At 71.9% G+C, this 18,272-nt stretch carries 14 protein-coding genes and 1 riboswitch; of the genes, 8 read left to right on the top strand and 6 right to left on the bottom strand.

The window, feature by feature from the left end; translation table 11 throughout:
- Positions 1–143 precede the first annotated feature (143 nt).
- Complete coding sequence (locus ACH5AO_RS11205) at positions 144–977, top strand: S1 family peptidase (protein ID WP_398923972.1); 834 nt, start codon at positions 144–146, stop codon at positions 975–977.
- A 257-nt stretch (positions 978–1,234) separates the two neighbouring features.
- On the opposite strand, the gene ACH5AO_RS11200 is transcribed toward ACH5AO_RS11205, so the two are convergent.
- Positions 1,235–1,465 (bottom strand): hypothetical protein, encoded by a 231-nt coding sequence (locus ACH5AO_RS11200; protein WP_159536152.1) that lies wholly within the window; start codon positions 1,463–1,465, stop codon positions 1,235–1,237.
- Between the two features lie 440 nt (positions 1,466–1,905).
- On the opposite strand from ACH5AO_RS11200, the gene ACH5AO_RS11195 reads away from it, so the two are divergent.
- The 3 genes from ACH5AO_RS11195 (at position 1,906) to ACH5AO_RS11185 (ending at position 6,162) form a co-directional block, all read left to right on the top strand.
- Complete coding sequence (locus ACH5AO_RS11195) at positions 1,906–4,029, top strand: type IIA DNA topoisomerase subunit B (RefSeq protein WP_398923971.1); 2,124 nt, start codon at positions 1,906–1,908, stop codon at positions 4,027–4,029.
- Between the two features lie 94 nt (positions 4,030–4,123).
- A complete protein-coding gene (locus tag ACH5AO_RS11190) occupies positions 4,124–4,573 on the top strand; it encodes a DUF485 domain-containing protein (protein ID WP_398923970.1) in 450 nt (149 codons plus the stop codon).
- On the top strand, positions 4,570–6,162 hold the full coding sequence (locus ACH5AO_RS11185) for a cation acetate symporter (protein ID WP_398923969.1): 1,593 nt from the start codon (positions 4,570–4,572) through the stop codon (positions 6,160–6,162). The genes ACH5AO_RS11190 and ACH5AO_RS11185 overlap by 4 nt, the downstream gene beginning before the upstream one ends.
- A 69-nt stretch (positions 6,163–6,231) precedes the next feature.
- On the opposite strand, the gene ACH5AO_RS11180 is transcribed toward ACH5AO_RS11185, so the two are convergent.
- From ACH5AO_RS11180 to ACH5AO_RS11170, 3 genes are all read right to left on the bottom strand, one after another.
- On the bottom strand, positions 6,232–6,912 hold the full coding sequence (locus ACH5AO_RS11180) for a response regulator (protein WP_398923968.1): 681 nt from the start codon (positions 6,910–6,912) through the stop codon (positions 6,232–6,234).
- On the bottom strand, positions 6,909–8,582 hold the full coding sequence (locus ACH5AO_RS11175; protein WP_398923967.1) for an ATP-binding protein: 1,674 nt from the start codon (positions 8,580–8,582) through the stop codon (positions 6,909–6,911). Before ACH5AO_RS11175 ends, ACH5AO_RS11180 begins: the two co-directional genes overlap by 4 nt.
- 87 nt (positions 8,583–8,669) lie before the next feature.
- The gene (locus ACH5AO_RS11170) at positions 8,670–9,611 is read right to left on the bottom strand and encodes a sucrase ferredoxin (RefSeq protein ID WP_398923966.1); all 942 of its coding nucleotides are present in this window, start codon (positions 9,609–9,611) and stop codon (positions 8,670–8,672) included.
- Between the two features lie 350 nt (positions 9,612–9,961).
- On the opposite strand from ACH5AO_RS11170, the gene ACH5AO_RS11165 reads away from it, so the two are divergent.
- Positions 9,962–10,201 carry a hypothetical protein gene (locus ACH5AO_RS11165; protein WP_398923965.1) on the top strand — a complete coding sequence of 80 codons (240 nt, stop codon included), beginning with the start codon at positions 9,962–9,964 and terminating at the stop codon, positions 10,199–10,201.
- A 2-nt stretch (positions 10,202–10,203) separates the two neighbouring features.
- Here the strand turns inward: ACH5AO_RS11165 and ACH5AO_RS11160 are convergent, their stop codons facing one another.
- A complete protein-coding gene (locus ACH5AO_RS11160) occupies positions 10,204–10,761 on the bottom strand; it encodes a DUF6082 family protein (protein ID WP_398923964.1) in 558 nt (185 codons plus the stop codon).
- A 319-nt stretch (positions 10,762–11,080) separates the two neighbouring features.
- Here ACH5AO_RS11160 and ACH5AO_RS11155 point away from each other — a divergent pair, with 319 nt between their 5' ends.
- The gene (locus ACH5AO_RS11155; protein WP_398923963.1) at positions 11,081–12,124 is read left to right on the top strand and encodes a CobW family GTP-binding protein; all 1,044 of its coding nucleotides are present in this window, start codon (positions 11,081–11,083) and stop codon (positions 12,122–12,124) included.
- Here the strand turns inward: ACH5AO_RS11155 and ACH5AO_RS11150 are convergent.
- A complete protein-coding gene (locus tag ACH5AO_RS11150; RefSeq protein WP_398923962.1) occupies positions 12,121–14,571 on the bottom strand; it encodes a DNA topoisomerase (ATP-hydrolyzing) subunit A in 2,451 nt (816 codons plus the stop codon). The genes ACH5AO_RS11155 and ACH5AO_RS11150 overlap by 4 nt on opposite strands.
- 557 nt (positions 14,572–15,128) lie before the next feature.
- Here ACH5AO_RS11150 and ACH5AO_RS11145 point away from each other — a divergent pair.
- Positions 15,129–16,511 (top strand): M16 family metallopeptidase, encoded by a 1,383-nt coding sequence (locus ACH5AO_RS11145; protein ID WP_398924054.1) that lies wholly within the window; start codon positions 15,129–15,131, stop codon positions 16,509–16,511.
- On the top strand, positions 16,508–17,896 hold the full coding sequence (locus ACH5AO_RS11140; protein WP_398923961.1) for a M16 family metallopeptidase: 1,389 nt from the start codon (positions 16,508–16,510) through the stop codon (positions 17,894–17,896). The genes ACH5AO_RS11145 and ACH5AO_RS11140 overlap by 4 nt, the downstream gene beginning before the upstream one ends.
- A 202-nt stretch (positions 17,897–18,098) precedes the next feature.
- Positions 18,099–18,263: riboswitch (cyclic di-AMP (ydaO/yuaA leader) on the top strand.
- The last annotated feature ends 9 nt before the right edge of the window (positions 18,264–18,272 follow it).

The raw sequence follows: 18,272 nt of genomic DNA, 5'->3' as shown, positions 1-18,272 counted from the left end.
GCCACGCGCCGTCGTGCGCCGGCTCGTGCCAGGCCCGGTTCCCGTCCTCGGGAGCCGGGTCTTCGCATCCCCGCGCGGGTGCGGGCTCGGGCGGGGTCCGTCACTGTGGGTGTTCCGGGATCACCCCAGTGTGAGGAGCGTGCATGCGACGTCGTCTTGCCCGGGCCCTGGCCCGGCCACTGGCCCTCACGGCCGCCGTGTCCGTCATACCGCTGGCCTCGGCCGTTCCGGCGGCCGCCGACAGCGTCGTCGTCGGTGGCTTCCCCGTCGACGTCTCGGAGGGGCCGTGGACAGTGGCGCTGTCCAGCCGTGACCGGTTCGGAGGTGCGCGAGCGGGACAGTTCTGCGGGGGTGTGGCGGTCGGCCGGACCACCGTGCTCACCGCGGCCCACTGCATGGACGAGGAGGCGCTGGGGACGTCCCCGGAGCGCGTGGGCGACCTCAAGGTGATCACGGGACGTACGGAACTGCTCTCGGACCGCGGTCAGGAGATCGCCGTACGCGACACCTGGGTGAACCCGGGCTATGAGAGCGTCACCAACTCCGGCGACTACGCCGTCCTCAGACTGGCCGAGCCGCTGCCCGCGAGTTCGGTGATAGCCATGGCCGGGGCCGGTGATCCCGCGTACCGGGTGGGCACCACGGCCACCGTCTACGGGTGGGGGGACACCACGGGAGTCGGGACCTATGCCGGCAGTCTGCGCGCGGCGCGCGTGCGGGTGCAGCCCGACGCGCTGTGCGAGAAGGCGTATCCGGGTGGTTCCGAGGGCACCTACCGAGCCGAGACGATGCTGTGCGCGGGAGAGGCGCGCGGGGGCCGGGACGCCTGTCAGGGGGACAGCGGAGGGCCGCTGGTGGCCCAGGGACGGCTGATAGGCCTCGTGTCCTGGGGCACGGGGTGCGGCCAGGCGGGCAGTCCCGGGGTGTACACGCGCGTCTCCGACATTCTGCGGACCCTCGGGTGGCCGCAGGGCTGAGAGCGCGCGAAAGAGCGCCGGAGGACCGCCGGGCGGTCCCCGGCGGGTACGGGCATGAGTCGGGGGGGGGGGGGGGGGGGGGGGGGGGGGGGGCCCCCCCCCCCCCCCCCCCGCGGGGGGGGGGGGGGGGGGGGGGGGGGGGGGGGGGGGGGGGGGGGGGGGGTGGGCGGGGGGGGGGGGGGGGGGCCCCGGGGGGGGGGGCGCCCCCCCCCCGCCCACCGGCCTGTGCCGGGTTGCTCGTCGTCGGATGCGAGGTGTCAGCGCTCTTCGTCGGGAGCGGTCGCCGGAGGGGCGGTCAGCCGCTCCGTCTCGTCCTGTATCTCAGCGGCGATCTTCTTGAGTTCCGGCTCGAACTTGCGGCCGTGGTGGGCGCAGAAGAGCAGTTCTCCGCCGCTCAGCAGGACGACGCGCAGGTATGCCTGGGCGCCGCAGCGGTCGCAGCGATCGGCGGCCGTCAGCGGGCTCGCGGGGGTCAGAACAGTAGTCACGTCGCCTCTTCTCTAGCTCGACGAGCTGTCGTACCAGGGTCAACATCCAACCAGCCCCAAAACGTTCCCGCTCGTGGCTTCTCCTCGGAAAAATTTTCCGAGGTGGGTGGCTGTTGCCGGTTGGCGGCGAATGTGCCGTAGTGCGTGTCTGATGTGTCGTACGGATTCGCGTTCGTATCGGTGGTCGGCCCTCCCGGCTGGCTTGCCGGTTGTTCATGAGGACGTGCCCGGAGCCTAAATGGTTCATGCCTGGAAGGGAACGTGATGTGTGCTTCACTCCATCGAGGGATCGAACACCCATGCGACCCTGGACTAGGGTGGGCTGAAGCGAGGGTGGCGTTACAACGGCTCTACCAGGCCTCGGTACCCTCTCAGCGGTGACTGAAGCCGTGCCCTTACCCATGAGGGCCGCATCTGAAATTCAGCGAGGAGCGAACCGCGTGACCGCCGACACGTCCGTGCCGTCCACAGCGCTGCTGGCAGGAGCAGACCGGGACGGTTCCAACTACACCGCGCGGCACCTGCTCGTCCTCGAGGGGCTCGAGGCCGTGCGGAAGCGCCCCGGTATGTACATCGGATCCACCGACAGCCGTGGTCTGATGCACTGCCTCTGGGAGATCATCGACAACTCCGTCGACGAGGCCCTCGGAGGTTACTGCGACCACATCGACGTGATCCTCCACGACGACGGCTCGGTCGAGGTGCGGGACAACGGCCGGGGCATCCCGGTCGACGTCGAGCCCAAGACCGGCCTCTCCGGCGTCGAGGTCGTCATGACCAAGCTGCACGCCGGCGGCAAGTTCGGCGGCGGCTCGTACGCCGCCTCCGGCGGTCTGCACGGCGTCGGCGCCTCCGTCGTCAACGCGCTCTCCGCGCGGCTGGACGTCGAGGTGGACCGGGGCGGGCACACCCACGCGATCAGCTTCCGGCGCGGTGTCCCCGGCGCCTTCGCCGCCCTGGGCCCGGACGCGAAGTTCGAGGCCGGGAGCGGGCTGCGCAAGGCCAAGAAGATCCCGAAGACCCGCAGCGGCACGCGCGTGCGCTACTGGGCCGACCGCCAGATCTTCCTCAAGGACGCCAAGCTCGCCCTGGAGACGCTGCACCAGCGCGCCCGCCAGACCGCGTTCCTGGTGCCCGGCCTGACCATCGTCGTCCGTGACGAGTACGGGCTCGGCGAGGGCGGCAGCAAGGGTGAGGAGTCGTTCCGCTTCGACGGCGGAATCAGCGAGTTCTGCGAGTTCCTGGCCTCCGACCGGCCCATCTGCGACACCCTCCGCTTCACCGGACAGGGCACCTTCAAGGAGACCGTCCCGGTCCTCGACGAGCACGGCCAGATGACGCCCACCGAGGTCACCCGCGAGCTCGGCGTCGACGTCGCGATGCGCTGGGGCACCGGCTACGACACCACGCTCAGGTCGTTCGTCAACATCATCGCCACCCCCAAGGGCGGCACCCATGTCGCCGGCTTCGAGCAGGCCGTCGCCAAGACGCTGAACGAGGTGCTGCGCACCAAGAAGATGCTGCGCGTGGCCGAGGACGACATCGTCAAGGACGACGCCCTCGAGGGCCTCACCGCGGTGGTCACGGTCCGCCTGGCCGAGCCGCAGTTCGAGGGCCAGACCAAGGAGGTCCTCGGCACCTCGGCGGCCCGCCGCATCGTGAACAACGTGATCTCCAAGGAACTCAAGGCGTTCCTGACCTCCACCAAGCGCGACGACGCCCAGCAGGCCCGCGTCGTCATGGAGAAGGCCGTCGCCGCGGCCCGGACCCGCATCGCGGCCCGTCAGCACAAGGACGCGCAGCGTCGCAAGACGGCCCTGGAGTCCTCCTCGCTGCCCGCCAAGCTCGCCGACTGCCGCAGCGACGACGTCGACCGCAGCGAGCTGTTCATCGTCGAGGGCGACTCCGCGCTCGGCACCGCCAAGCTCGCCCGGAACTCCGAGTTCCAGGCGCTCCTGCCGATCCGCGGCAAGATCCTCAACGTCCAGAAGTCGTCCGTGACGGACATGCTCAAGAACGCCGAGTGCGGCGCGATCATCCAGGTCATAGGAGCGGGGTCGGGCCGTACCTTCGACATCGACACGGCCCGCTACGGCAAGATCATCATGATGACCGACGCCGATGTCGACGGCTCCCACATCCGCACCCTGCTGCTGACCCTGTTCCACCGCTACATGCGGCCCATGGTCGAGGCCGGCCGGGTGTTCGCCGCGGTGCCGCCGCTGCACCGCATCGAGCTGGTCCAGCCCAAGAAGGGCCAGGACAAGTACGTCTACACGTACTCGGACCGGGAGCTGCGCGACAAGCTCATGGAGTTCCAGAGCAAGAACATCCGCTACAAGGACTCGATCCAGCGCTACAAGGGCCTCGGCGAGATGGACGCCGACCAGCTGGCCGAGACCACCATGGACCCGCGTCACCGCACCCTGCGCCGGATCAACCTCACCGACCTGGAGGCCGCCGAGCAGGTCTTCGACCTCCTCATGGGCAACGACGTCGCCCCGCGCAAGGAGTTCATCTCCAGCTCCGCGGCGACCCTGGACCGCTCGCGCATCGACGCCTAGCGGCACGCCGGGCGCGCTCGGCCCAATCACCTGATGGGGTGAAGCAGAACGGGAAGAAGAGCCGGGGATCTTCCCGTTCTGTCCATCCTTGGGCATGCAGCGAAGCAACTCGGGGGACGTGAGGTACGACGATCCCTGGTACGACGCCCTCGCCTCGGGCTGGGGCGAGGCGGCCGGCCCGGCGGAGGCGGTGGCTCCGGCCCGCCGTGCGGACGGGGCCGACGTCTACCTCGAAGTACAGCGCAGCGCGGCCTTCCAGGAGGTGCGCAGCCGGTACCGGCGGTTCGTCGTGCCGGCGGTCGCCGCCTTCCTCGTCTGGTACGTGGCGTACGTCGTGGCCGCCACGACCGCGCCGGGGCTGATGGCACGGCCCGTCGCGGGCGCCGTCAACCTGGGCATGCTCGCCGGGCTCGGCCAGTTCCTGACCACCTTCCTGCTCACCTGGGCCTACGTCCGTCATGCGCGGCTGCGCCGGGACCGGGCGGCGCTGGAACTGCGCTGGAAAGCCCAGGAGTTGGCGCGCGGGAGAGGCGGCGCGGCATGACGGGTGATCACCGGGTGCCGGCACTGCTGCTGTTCGGCGCGTTCGTCGCGGTGACCCTGGCCATCACGACCTGGGTGAGCCGTCACCGGCAGGGATCGGCGGAGGAGTTCTACGCCGGCGGCCGGCTCTTCTCCCCGATGGAGAATGGTTTTGCCATCGCGGGCGACTACATGTCGGCCGCTTCCTTCCTCGGCATCTCCGGACTCATCGCCCTCGTCGGCTACGACGGGATGCTCTACTCGGTGGGCTTCCTGGTGGCCTGGCTGGTGGTCCTGTTCCTGGTCGCGGAACTGGTCCGCAACTGCGGCCGGTTCACACTCGCCGACGTGGTTGCCGCCCGCATGCGGGAGCGGCCCGTGCGGATCGCGGCGGGAACCTCGTCGGTCACCGTGTCCGTTCTGTACCTGGTGGCGCAGATGGTGGGCGCGGGCAGCCTGGTCGCGCTGCTGCTCGGCGGTACGGGCGAGGCGGCCCGGGCCTGGACCGTCGTCGGCGTCGGCGTGCTCATGGTGATCTACGTGTCGTTGGGAGGGATGCGGGCCACCACGTGGATCCAGATCGTGAAAGCGGTCCTGCTGCTCGGCGGCACCGTCACACTGACCGTCCTCGTCCTGCTGCGGTTCCACGGAGACGTCAACCGGCTGCTCCTCACCGCGGCCGAACGCAGCGGTCACGGTGAGGCGTTCCTGGCCCCCGGGCTCGCCTACGGCGGCGACTGGACCGCGCGGTTCGACTTCATCAGCCTGGGCCTCGCGCTGGTGCTCGGCACGGCGGGACTGCCGCACATCCTGTCCCGCTTCCACACCGTCCCCACCGCGCGGGCGGCCCGGCGGTCGGTCGTCTGGGCGATCGGGCTCATCGGCGGCTTCTACCTGATGACGATCGTGCTCGGCTTCGGCGCCGCCGCCCTCGTCGGACCGGACGCCGTGCGCGCCTCGAGCGCGTCCGGGAACACGGCGGTGCCGCTGCTCGCCCTCGACCTGGGCGGCGGCGCCGGCTCCACCGGTGGAACGATCCTGTTCGCGATCGTCGCCGCGGTCGCCTTCGCCACGATCCTCGCCGTGGTCGCCGGGATCACGCTCGCCTCCTCGGCGTCCGTCGCGCACGACCTGTACGCCTCCCTGCGCCGGCGGCGCGGGAAGCCGCGCGGCGAGGTGGCGGTGGCCCGCCTCGCCGCGGTCGGCACCGGTCTGCTCGCGATCGCCCTCGGTCTGCTGGCCCGCGACCTCAACGTCGCGTTCCTGGTGGGCCTCGCCTTCGCCGTGGCCGCCTCCGCGAACCTGCCCGTGCTGCTCTACTCCCTGTTCTGGCGCGGCTTCACCACACGCGGTGCCGTGTGGGCCGTGTACGGAGGCCTGGTCCCGGCCGTGGTGCTGGTGCTGCTGTCCCCCGTGGTGTCGGGCGGCCCCACGTCCCTCCTCCCGGACGTCGACTTCCAGCTCTTCCCGCTGCGGAACCCCGGCCTGGTCTCCGTCCCGCTGGGCTTCCTCGCGGGCTGGCTCGGCACGCTCACCTCGCGCGAGGCCCCCGACGAGGCCAAGCACGCGGAGACCGAGGTGCGCTCGCTGACCGGTGCGGGAGCCGCGTAGAGCGCCCGGCGGAGACGGACGGAGCCGCCGCCCGCAGGATTTCCCTCCCGGCACCCCTGGATCGTGTCCTCAGGCGCGGGTCGCCCACGCGTAGCGGTGCTCCGGGCGGCCCGCGTCGCCGTACTTCAGGGTCAGCGTGGCCCGTCCCGTGCGTTCCAGGAGCTTCAGGTAGCGCTGGGCGGTCTGGCGGCTCACCCCCGTGCGCTCGGCGATCTCCTGGGCCGACAGCGGGCCGTCGGCGTTCATCAGGGACTGCCGTACGAGTTCGGCGGTGGTGGGGGAGTGCCCCTTGGGCAGCTGTGGCTCGGACGGTGCCGACAGCGCGCCGAAGATGCGGTCCACCTCCGCCTGCTCCGCCTCACCCCCGCCGTCGAGGGTGCGGCGCAGCTCCGCGTACGCCTCCAGCTTGGCGCGCAGCCCGGCGAAGGCGAACGGCTTGACCAGGTACTGCAGGGCGCCCTGGCGCATCGCCGCCTGCACCGTGGACACGTCCCGGGCCGCCGTCACCATGATCACGTCGGTCTGGTGCCCGCGCCGGCGCATCTCCTGCACCACCTCGAGCCCCGTCTCGTCGGGCAGGTAGTGGTCCAGGAGGACGAGATCCGGCCGGGGCAGCGCCTCCAGCCGGCCGAGCGCCTCGGCCGCGCTGTGCGCCTGGCCGGCGACATGGAAACCGGGCACCTTCTCGACGTACGCGGCGTTGACCCGCGCGACCCGGACGTCGTCGTCCACGACCAGGACCTCGATCATCGTGACTCCTCCTCGGCGGCCCCCGGGACGGACGCCCCGGTGAGGGCGGGTTCCGTGCCCGGTTCGGCCAGGGCCTCGGGCAGTACGACGGTGAACTCCGCGCCCCCGCCGCTCGCCTCGCCCACGTCCGCGCTGCCCCCCTGGCGCTCGGCGAGCCGGCGCACCAGCGGCAGCCCGATGCCCCGCTCGCGGTGGGCCGGCGGCTCCTTGGTGGACCAGCCCTCGGTGAAGATCAACTCGCGGTGCTCCGGAGGAATTCCGGGCCCGGTGTCGCGCACCACGAGGACCGCCGTGCGCCCTTCGGCGCGCAGTTCGACCTCCACGCGCGCCCGCGGGGTACCGGCGACGGCGTCCAGGGCGTTGTCCACCAGATTGCCGACGACCGTGACGAGCCCCCGGGGGTCGATCAGCCGGTCCGGCAGCCGGGTCCCGTCCGACACCCACAGCGCCACCCCGCGCTCGGCCGCGACCGTCGCCTTGCCCACCAGCAGCGCCGCGAGCAGCGGGTCCCGGATCTTCTCGGTGACCTGCTCCGACGTGGCCCGGTGATCGCCGACGACCTCGCCGACGAACTCCACCGCGTCGTCGTACATCTCCAGCTCCAGCAGCCCCAGCAGGGTGTGCATGCGGTTGGCGTGCTCGTGGTCCTGGGCGCGCAGCGCGTCGATGAGCCCGCGCGTGGAGTCCAGCTCCCGGCCGAGCCGGTCCAGCTCCGTGCGGTCGCGCAGGGTGGCCACGGCACCGCCGTCGTCCGTCGGCATCCGGTTGGCGACCAGCACCCGTCGGCCGCGGACGGTGAGCAGATCCGTGCCGGTCACCCGTCCGGCCAGCACATCGGCGGTGCGCCCTTCGCCGAGCGCCAGGTCGGGGGAGTGGCCGACGGCCTCCTCGCCGATCCCCAGCAGGCGCTGCGCCTCGTCGTTCAGCAGGCGGATGCGGCCGGTGCGGTCCAGGGCGACGACGCCTTCCCGGATGCCGTGCAGCATCGCCTCACGCTCCGCGAGCAGCGCCGCGATGTCCGAGAAGGCCAGGTCGCGGGTCTGCCGCTGCACCCGCCGGGAGATCAGCCAGGCCGCGAGCGCGCCCACGGCCAGGGCGCCGCCGGCGTACGCGAACAGCCCCGGGATGGCGTGGATCAGCCGGGCCCGGACGCTGTCGTAGGCGATGCCGACCGAGACCGCCCCGACGATCTCGCCGTCGTCGTCCCGCAGCGGCACCTTGCCCCGCGCGGAGCGCCCCAGGGTGCCCTCGTCGATCTCCATGACGTCGTGTCCGGCCAGCGCCTCACCGGGGTCGGTCGACACCAGGCCACCGATCCGTGCCGGATCGGTGTGCGACCAGCGCACGCCCCGCACGTCCAGCACCACGACGTACTCGGCTCCGGTGGCCTTCCGGACCCGTTCGGCCTCCCGCTGCACCGGCCCGTCCGGGGACGGTTCCGTCCCGCGCAGGTCCCGTGCCATCTGCGGCTGCTGGGCGGTGGTCTGCGCGATCGCGAGCGCGCGGCGCATCGCCTGGTCGTCCAGCTGGTCGCCGAGCGGCGCGAGGAACAGTCCGGTGGCCAGCACCGTGACTCCCGCGGCGATCGCCAGCTGCATCAGCAGGACCTGCGAGAACACCCGCCGCGGCAGGCCGAGGCGCAGGCGGCGTGCGGGGGGAGTGGAGCTCATACCCATGACGGTACGTGGAGGGGCGCGGGGTGCCGCGGGGGGTGTGGCGGGGATCTCCCGGGCCGGTGTTCCCGTGAGCGGGGGCGGTCAGCCCGCCAGCGCTGCCAGGGCCACCTCGCGGACGCCCACGACGTCCATCCGCGCGGGTGAGCCGAGCACCGACCCGCAGCTCTCCGGACGGGGCGGCAGGGACGCGCCCCGGGCGACCTCCACCAGCCACCGGCGCCCGTCCGCATGGGCGACGGTCACCTCCCAGCGGGGCGCGGCACCGTCCGTCCGTACGATGCTCAGGGCCCCGGCGGCGTACTCTCCCACCGTGCGCCGGACGGCCAGCTCGGCCGCCTGGCCGGGCCGCTCCCAGGCGGTGCACCCCCGGCACCCCTCGACGACGATCCGGCCCTCCTCCAGGCCGTGCAGCACCTCCTTGACGGTGTGCGCCTCGGCCCGCCCGTACGCGTAGCCGTACGGCAGGCAGAGGATCGTGGGGGAGAAACGGTGACCGCCCAGGTGGGTGACCTCCCAGACGCCCTCGACCCCGGAGGCGGCGAGTTCGGCCGCCAGGGGCCGTCCGAGGAGGGCGCAGCAGCGGTCGCGCTTGCCGTTGGTGCAGACGAGGGAGAGGGGGCCGCCCTCGTGGGGCCGTCCGCCGAGCGCGGTCGCGAAGGACTCCGGCTCGCCCCTGCCGAGGGCGGCGAAATCGAGGTCGAGCAGGCGTTCAAGATGTGTGGTCCTGGCGGCGTACAGCCACACGTTTCCGGGAACGGTGTGGGCCGCGTACACCCGGCGCGTGGCGGGCGTCCGGCGGTCCGCGTGCCGCCCGGGCCGCCGGATGAGCGCGATCCGCACTCCGCTGCCCTGCGCGGCGGCCTCCAGGGCGCGGCCCAGCGCGGGGTCGAGGTGGCTGGAGGTGAGCGCCTTGGCACCCCAGGGTCCCGGCTGTTCCAGCAGCAGCCAGGTCCGCGCGGTGGCGGCGGTTCCCGCGACGGGCTCGTCGAGTGCGCGGGAGACGGTCGAGCACGTACTACTCACAAAGGTGAGCCTAACCTGAGTTGCGCGGCCGTGCCGAGTCGACCCGTCGGCGCCGTGGAGTGCGTACTGACTGTGACAATCACCTCGAACGGGGCTGATCATCGATTCTTCGGTCACTTGTCACTCTTGCGGAGGATTCCTCGGGGTGAGGGTGGTCTCACACCCCCGAGTGATAGGAATGCCGCACGCGTTGCGTCATGTGAGGTGCGAGCGGGTCCGATGGGGTGCGAGCGGGTCCGGCCACCTGCGAGCCTCCCCCGGCCGGGAGGCAGACCTGCGACGATGCCATCGCGCGTCGCGTGGCAGCGGGCGCAGGCGCTCGCGTCTTGAGAAGCAGAGGAAAGTGCACAGTGAGTCAGATCGTCCGCCGTCTCGGTGTCGCTCCGCGCCACCGAGGCAGTACCGGTGGTGGAACATGTCCCGACATCTTCGAGCTGGCTGACGGGAACTTCGCCGTCATCGGCACGGATGCCACCGATTCGCTCGATTCCCAGCTTCCCGAGGACGCCGCGCGTGCCGACTACGAACGCATCGTCGTGATCACCAGGGAGACCCTGATCAAGGCGAAGGCGGACATCCCGGACGTCTAGGGTCATGCGTCGAGTGGTGGGTCGCCGACCACCCACCACTCGTCGGTGTCGGCCTCGTCCAGCTGCTGCAGCAGGTCGTCGACCAGCCGGCCGAGCTCGGCTTCTTCCGTCCCCGTCAGGCTCGCGCGCTGTTGCCGGGTCGCGTCCCAGTACTCCCTGACGATCCGGTTCTGGAAGAGGCCCCGGACGTGTTTGAAGAACTCGTCCCTGTTCATGTTGCCGATGCGGTAGTAGCAGAGCAGGTTCGTGTACAGGGCGTTGGCGAAAAGGTACTGGCGACGCTTCTGTGCGGTGACCGGCACCTCGAAGACGTCCAGGACCTCGGCGAGCTCGGGGTTGTCCATCGCCTTGCTCAGGAGCTCCCAGTGCTGGCGCTGTTGCATGGCCAGGTTGGCCTGCTGCTGGGTGAGCGCACGCTTCTCCAGGTGCTCCAGTCGTTCGTTGATCGTGTCCAGGATGTGCCGCTGTGCCGCCATGGCGGCACAGGCGCCTGCCGCCATGCCCAGGCAGGCCGCGACCGCGGAGCGGAGCCCCCGTATCCCACTGTTCCGTGTGGCCATGTCAAATACCCCCGGTCGGGCCGCCGTCCGCCGGTCGTCGGGTTGCGGGTCGACGGTGGGGAACCGGCGAGCGGTGGGCGGCGCTTGCCGCCTTCCAGGGTGCCGAGCGGCTCTGATCGGCGGAAAGGCGGCCAGGCGGCGCACGGAGGGAAGCGAGGGTCGCACAAACCGGCGCCTTGCCCAACGTCTGCCCCGCGGACGCTGCTAACAATCGTTCACTTCGCCGCTGTTCTCGGCACTCGTATCCTGGGGCGTCAGTCGGTCTTCGAGGTGCGCGCCGTGAGCGAGCCGGTGTGCGCACAGGCGGGAGAGGGGTCGCGTGTCGGAGCGGAGCAGCGGGCGGCAGATTCCGGTGGTCGTCCTGGCCGGATTCCTCGGCTCGGGGAAGACCACCCTGCTCAATCACCTCCTCCACCGCAGCGGCGGCAGCCGCATCGGCGCCGTCGTCAACGACTTCGGGGCCGTCGAGATCGACGCGATGGCCGTCGCCGGGGCGCTCGGGGACTCGACCGTGTCGCTGGGCAACGGGTGTCTGTGCTGTGCCGTCGACGGCAGCGAGCTGGACGAGTACCTCGAGCGGCTCGCCCGGCCCTCCGCCGGGATCGACGTCATCGTCATCGAGGCCAGCGGCCTCGCCGAGCCGCAGGAACTCGTGCGGATGGTGCTCGCCAGCGAGCATCCGGGCATCGTCTACGGCGGACTCGTCGAGGTCGTGGACGCCGCCGAGTTCGACGACACCCGGGCCAGGCACCCGGAGATCGACCGGCACCTCGCCCTCGCGGACCTCGTGGTCGTCAACAAGACGGACCGGGTCACCGACGCCGCGCGGGTACTGGCCCTGGTCCGGTCCCTCGTCGACCGTGCGGCCGTCGTCCCCACCACGCACGGCCGGGTCGACCCCGAGTTCCTCTTCGACTGCCGGCCGAGCGAGGAGCGCGTCGGGCAGCTGTCGTTCGACGATCTGCACCACACCGACCACGCCGGGCATCCGCACACCGCGTACGACAGCGTCTCCTTCGTCTCCGGGCGCCCGCTGGACCCGCGCCGGCTGATCTGGTTCCTGGACAGCCGGCCCGAAGGGCTCTACCGGATCAAGGGCTACGTCGACTTCGGGCCGTACGACACCCGCAACCGGTACGCCGTGCATGCCGTGGGGCGGTTCCTGCGGTTCTACCCCGAGCCCTGGCCCGCCGGCGAGGAGCGGCTCACGCAGCTCGTCCTCATCGGATCGGACATCGACGCCACCGCCCTCCACGAGGAGCTGGAGGCGTGCCGGGGCGACGACGCCCCACACACCGACGAGCACGGCATGTGGGGCGTCCTGCGCTACGTGCAGGGAGCGGCGGAGGACCCGGCGGCCTAGACCGGGCCCGCCACCACCGACACCGTCTTCGGCAGGGAGACGCCCGAGCCGTCACGGCGCGGGTCGGGCTCCGGGAGGCCCACCGCGGCGCCGTTCCTCTGCGCGGCACGGGCCGGGAGCGGGCCCGCCCAGGCCAGGGCCAGGCAGTCCTCACCCTTCAGGAACCGCTGGCAGCGCACGCCACCGGTGGCCCGGCCCTTGCGCGGGTACTGGTCGAACGGAGTCAGCTTGGCCGTCGTCTGGACCGAGTCGTCCAGCGTGCCCCGCGAACCCGCGACCGTGAACACCGCCGCGTCCACGGCCGGATCGACCGCCGTGAAGGAGATGACCTTCGCCCCCTCGGTGAGCTTGATGCCCGCCATGCCGCCCGCGGGACGGCCCTGCGGCCGGACCTGCGCGGCCGGGTAGCGCAGCAGCTGGGCGTCGTCACTGATGAAGACCAGGTCCTCCTCGCCCGTGCGCAGCTCGACCGCGCCGACGATCCGGTCGCCCTCCTTGAGCGTGATGACCTCCAGCTCCTCCTTGCTGGAGGGGTAGTCGGGCACCACGCGCTTGACGATTCCCTGTTCCGTGCCGAGCGCCAGGCCCGGCGACGACTCGTCGAGCGTGGTCAGGCACACCACCTGCTCGTCGTCCTCCAGGGACACGAACTCGGCCAGGGGCGCCCCGCCCGAGAGGTTCGGCGTCGGCATCGCCTGCGGGAGCTGCGGCAGGTCGATCACGTTCAGCCGGAGCAGCCGGCCGGACGAGGTGACGACGCCGATCTCACCGCGGGCCGTCGCCGGCACCGCCGAGACGATCACGTCGTGCTTGACCCGCTTGCCGTCGTCGGCGAGCGGCTCGTTGTCCGCCGTACGGGCGAGCAGGCCCGTGGAGGAGAGCAGCACCCGGCACGGGTCGTCCGCCACCTGCAGCGGTACGGCGGCGGCCGGGGCGCCGGCCGACTCCAGCAGCAGCGTACGGCGGTCGTTGCCGAACTTCTTCGCCACCGCGGCCAGTTCCGCGGAGACCAGCTTGCGCAGCTCCGCGTCCGAGTCCAGGATCCGGGTCAGCTCCTCGATCTCCGCGTTCAGCCGGTCCTGCTCGGCCTCCAGCTCGATCCGGTCGTACTTGGTGAGGCGGCGCAGCGGCGTGTCCAGGATGTACTGGGTCTGGATGTCGCTGAGGGAGAACCGCTCGATCAGGCGCTGCCTGGCCTGCGCGGAGTTCTCGCTGGAGCGGATGAGGCGGATGACCTCGTCGATGTCCACCAGGGCCGTGAGCAGGCCCTCGACCAGGTGGAGGCGGTCGCGCCGCTTGCCGCGGCGGAACTCCGAACGCCGGCGCACGACGTCGAAGCGGTGGTCGAGGTAGACCTCCAGGAGTTCCTTGAGGCCCAGGGTGAGCGGCTGGCCGTCCACCAGCGCCACGTTGTTGATGCCGAAGGACTCCTCCATCGGCGTCAGCTTGTACAGCTGCTCCAGGACCGCCTCCGGCACGAAGCCGTTCTTGATCTCGATGACCAGCCGCAGACCGTGCTCACGGTCGGTGAGGTCCTTGACGTCGGCGATGCCCTGGAGCTTCTTCGACCCGACCAGGTCCTTGATCTTGCCGATCACCTTCTCCGGGCCGACCGTGAACGGCAGCTCGGTGACGACGAGGCCCTTGCGGCGGGCCGTGACGTCCTCCACGGTGACCGTCGCGCGGATCTTGAACGTGCCGCGGCCCTTCTCGTAGGCGTCCCGCACGCCGGACAGACCGACGATCCGGCCGCCGGTGGGCAGGTCGGGGCCCGGGACGTGCTTCATCAGGGCGTCGAGGTCGGCGTTCGGGTACCTGATCAGGTGCCGCGCGGCCGCGACGACCTCGCGCAGGTTGTGCGGCGGCATGTTGGTGGCCATGCCGACGGCGATGCCCGACGCGCCGTTCACCAGGAGGTTCGGGAAGGCGGCGGGCAGCGCCACCGGCTCCTGCTCCTGGCCGTCGTAGTTGGGCGCGAAGTCGACCGTGTCCTCGTCGATGGACTCGGTCATCAGGCTGGTGGCCTCGGCCATCCGGCACTCGGTGTACCGCATGGCGGCGGGCGGGTCGTCGTTGCCCAGCGAGCCGAAGTTGCCGTGGCCGTCGACCAGGGGGACGCGCATCGAGAACGGCTGGGCCATGCGCACCAGGGCGTCGTAGATCGACGCGTCGCCGTGGGGGTGCAGCTTGCCCATGACCTCGCCGACGACACGGGCGCACTTCACGTAGCCGCGCTCGGGCCGCAGGCCCATCTCGTTCATCTGGTAGACGATGCGGCGGTGCACCGGCTTGAGACCGTCGCGCGCGTCCGGCAGGGCGCGGGAGTAGATGACCGAGTACGCGTACTCGAGGAAGGAGCCCTGCATCTCGTCGACGACGTCGATGTCGAGGATCTTCTCCTCGTACGACTCGTCGGGCGGCGGGGTCTTCGTGCTGCGGCGGGCCATCGCTGCCGGCTCCTTGCTGAAGCGTTGTGGACGGGATCTGACGCGGACCATTGTGGACCGTCGCACTGACAGACGGGACCAGGACCCGGTTGTGAGGGCCCTGGGGAGGGCAGGGTACGGCGCGTGTGCGGTGCGTTTCCGCGCGGGGTTCCCGGTCCGGGATGACGTGGGCCGGGGGTGGGTTGCGCTGCCCGGCGCTTGCGGGGTGCCTCCCCCACTCTCGGCTTCGCTCGAGCGGGAGGTGCCCCCATCGCCCACCCGTGCCGCCCTGGGGGCACCTCCCAGGCCCTTGAGGCACTGGGGGAGGCACGACTGCCCGCGGGGACGGGGGCGCGGCTGTCCGCGGGGACGGGGGCGCGGCTGTCCGCGGGGACGGGGGCGCGGCTGTCCGCGGGGACGGGGGGCGCGGCCGCCCGGGGTCGTGCGTCGGCATTCTCGCTCTCGGCGTAGCCCGCCCCCGCCGGGAACTTCGTCGGGGGTCCGCGCGCTTGCATACAGTGGCAGGACCGGCAGAAACGGCGGTGTCGACGACCGCCTCCGCGATCGAAGGGACGTACATGCCCATGGGTCACACGGCCACAGCCCAGGCAGGCTCCGGCGGCCTGACAGCGACCGAACACCGCCTGGCCAACGGCCTGCGCGTGGTGCTCTCCGAGGACCACCTGACCCCGGTCGCCGCGGTGTGCCTCTGGTACGACGTGGGTTCACGTCACGAAGTCAAGGGACGTACGGGTCTGGCTCACCTCTTCGAGCACCTGATGTTCCAGGGCTCCGCCCAGGTGAAGGGCAACGGTCACTTCGAGCTGGTCCAGGGCGCCGGCGGCTCCCTCAACGGCACCACCAGCTTCGAGCGCACCAACTACTTCGAGACCATGCCCGCCCACCAGCTGGAGCTCGCCCTCTGGCTGGAGGCCGACCGCATGGGCTCCCTGCTGACCGCCCTGGACGACGAGTCCATGGAGAACCAGCGGGACGTGGTCAAGAACGAGCGCCGCCAGCGCTACGACAACGTCCCCTACGGCACCGCCTTCGAGAAGCTGACCGCCCTCGCCTACCCGGAGGGCCACCCCTACCACCACACGCCCATCGGCTCGATGGCGGACCTGGACGCGGCCACCCTGGAGGACGCCCGCCAGTTCTTCCGCACGTACTACGCGCCGAACAACGCCGTGCTCTCCGTCGTCGGCGACATCGACCCGGAGCGGACGCTCGCCTGGATCGAGAAGTACTTCGGCTCCATCCCGGCCCACGACGGCAAGCCCGCGCCCCGCGACGGCTCGCTGCCCGACGTCATCGGCGAGCAGCTGCGCGAGGTCGTGGAGGAGGAGGTCCCCGCGCGTGCGCTGATGGCCGCCTACCGGCTGCCCGAGGACGGCACACGCGCGTGCGACGCCGCCGACCTGGCGCTCACCGTCCTCGGCGGCGGCGAGTCCTCGCGGCTCTACAACCGGCTGGTACGGCGCGACCGCACCGCCGTGGCCGCCGGCTTCGGCCTGCTGCGGCTGGCCGGGGCCCCCTCCCTGGGCTGGCTGGACGTGAAGACGTCCGGTGACGTGGAGGTGCCGGTCATCGAGGCCGCCATCGACGAGGAGCTCGCCCGGTTCGCCGAGGAGGGCCCCACGGCGGAGGAGATGGAGCGCGCGCAGGCCCAGCTGGAGCGCGAGTGGCTGGACCGGCTCGGCACGGTCGCCGGCCGCGCCGACGAACTGTGCCGGTACGCCGTCCTGTTCGGCGACCCGCAGCTCGCCCTGACCGCCGTACAGCGCGTCCTGGAGGTGACGGCGGAGGAGGTGCGGGAGGTCGCCGAGGCCCGCCTGCGCCCCGACAACCGCGCGGTGCTCGTCTATGAGCCCGTCGCCCCGGAAGCCGAGGACGCCGAGGGCACCGAGGAAGCCGCCGCAGTCGCCGGCACCGACGAGAACGAGGAGGCGGCGAAGTGACCGAGCTCGCCACGATGGACTTCCACCCGCAGCCGCAGGCCGGCGACGCCAAGCCCTGGGCCTTCCCGGCCCCCGAGCGCGGCACGCTCGACAACGGCCTGACCGTGCTGCGCTGCCACCGCCCCGGCCAGCAGGTCGTCGCCGTCGAGGTGCTTCTCGACGCGCCCCTGGAGGCCGAGCCGGCCGGCCTCGACGGTGTCGCCACGATCATGGCGCGGGCCTTCTCCGAGGGCACCGACAAGCACTCCGCCGAGGAGTTCGCCGCCGAGCTGGAGCGCTGCGGCGCCACCCTGGACGCGCACGCCGACCACCCCGGCGTCCGCCTCAGCCTGGAGGTCCCGGCCTCCCGGCTCACCAAGGGGCTCGGGCTGCTCGCCGACGCGCTCCGGGCGCCGGCGTTCGCCGACAGCGAGGTCGAGCGGCTGGTCCGCAACCGCCTCGACGAGATCCCGCACGAGCTGGCCAACCCCTCCCGCCGCGCCGCCAAGGAGCTCTCCAAGGAGCTGTTCCCGGCGAGTTCGCGCATGTCGCGTCCGCGCCAGGGCACCGAGGAGACGGTCGAGGGCATCGACTCCGCGGCCGTACGCGCCTTCTACGAGAAGCACGTCCGCCCCGCCACGGCCACCGCCGTGGTCGTCGGCGACCTCACCGGCATCGACCTGGACGCGCTGCTCGGCGACACGCTCGGCGCCTGGACCGGCTCCCCGGCGCAGCCGCGGCCCGTCCCGCCGGTGGTCGCCGACGACACCGGGCGCGTCGTGATCGTGGACCGCCCCGGCGCCGTGCAGACGCAGCTGCTGATCGGCCGCATCGGCCCCGACCGGCACGACCGCGTGTGGCCCGCGCAGGTGCTCGGCACGTACTGCCTCGGCGGCACCCTCACCTCCCGCCTGGACCGCGTGCTGCGCGAGGAGAAGGGCTACACCTACGGCGTGCGGGCGTTCGGACAGGTCCTCCGGTCCGCGCCGGACGGCACGGGTGCGGCGATGCTGGCCATCAGCGGCTCCGTTGACACGCCGAACACCGGCCCCGCCCTCGACGACCTGTGGACCGTGCTGCGCACGCTCGCCGCCGACGGGCTCACCGACGACGAACGCGACGTCGCCGTGCAGAACCTCGTGGGTGTGGCGCCGCTCAAGTACGAGACCGCCGCGGCCGTCGCGAGCACCCTGGCCGACCAGGTCGAGCAGCACCTGCCCGACCACTACCAGGCCGACCTGTACCGGCAGTTGGCGGCCACCGGCACCGTGGAGGCCACCGCGGCCGTCGTGAACGCCTTCCCGGTGGACCGCCTGGTGACCGTCCTCGTCGGCGACGCGGCGCAGATCAAGGCGCCCGTCGAGGCCCTCGGGATCGGTGAAGTCACCGTCGTGACGGCCGAGTAGCGAGCCGCGGAGGCGCACGCGCGCACCGGGCCCCGGTGACACGGACGTCACCGGGGCCCGCTTGTGCCCGAATCGGGGCGGAAGTTGCCTGTCTGCCCTGTGGGATGCGCTACAAAAACCGGGATTCGTTTGAGGAGGAGGAGACGGCCGCCTTAGCGTCATCCGGGCTGTTCGTCGGGCAGTGCGCCGCACCCGCGGCACCGGACAGCCATCGCCGAGTCCCCGTACGGCGCGAGCCAGGGGAGCCGGGGACCCGCATGAGTCCCTGGGGTGAATCGGACGCCCGCGCGTGTCGCGAGGGTGCCCGTAGGAGACCTTCCTGCTCCGAACCCGTCAGCTAACCCGGTAGGCGAGAGGGAAGGAAAGGACCAGCCTC

It is taken from the genome of Streptomyces sp. NPDC018964, from assembly GCF_044390325.1.
In the GTDB taxonomy this organism is placed as follows: Bacteria; Actinomycetota; Actinomycetes; order Streptomycetales; family Streptomycetaceae; genus Streptomyces.
Note: the sequence above shows the minus strand (reverse complement) of the source record. Positions and strands in the feature narration are given on the sequence as shown.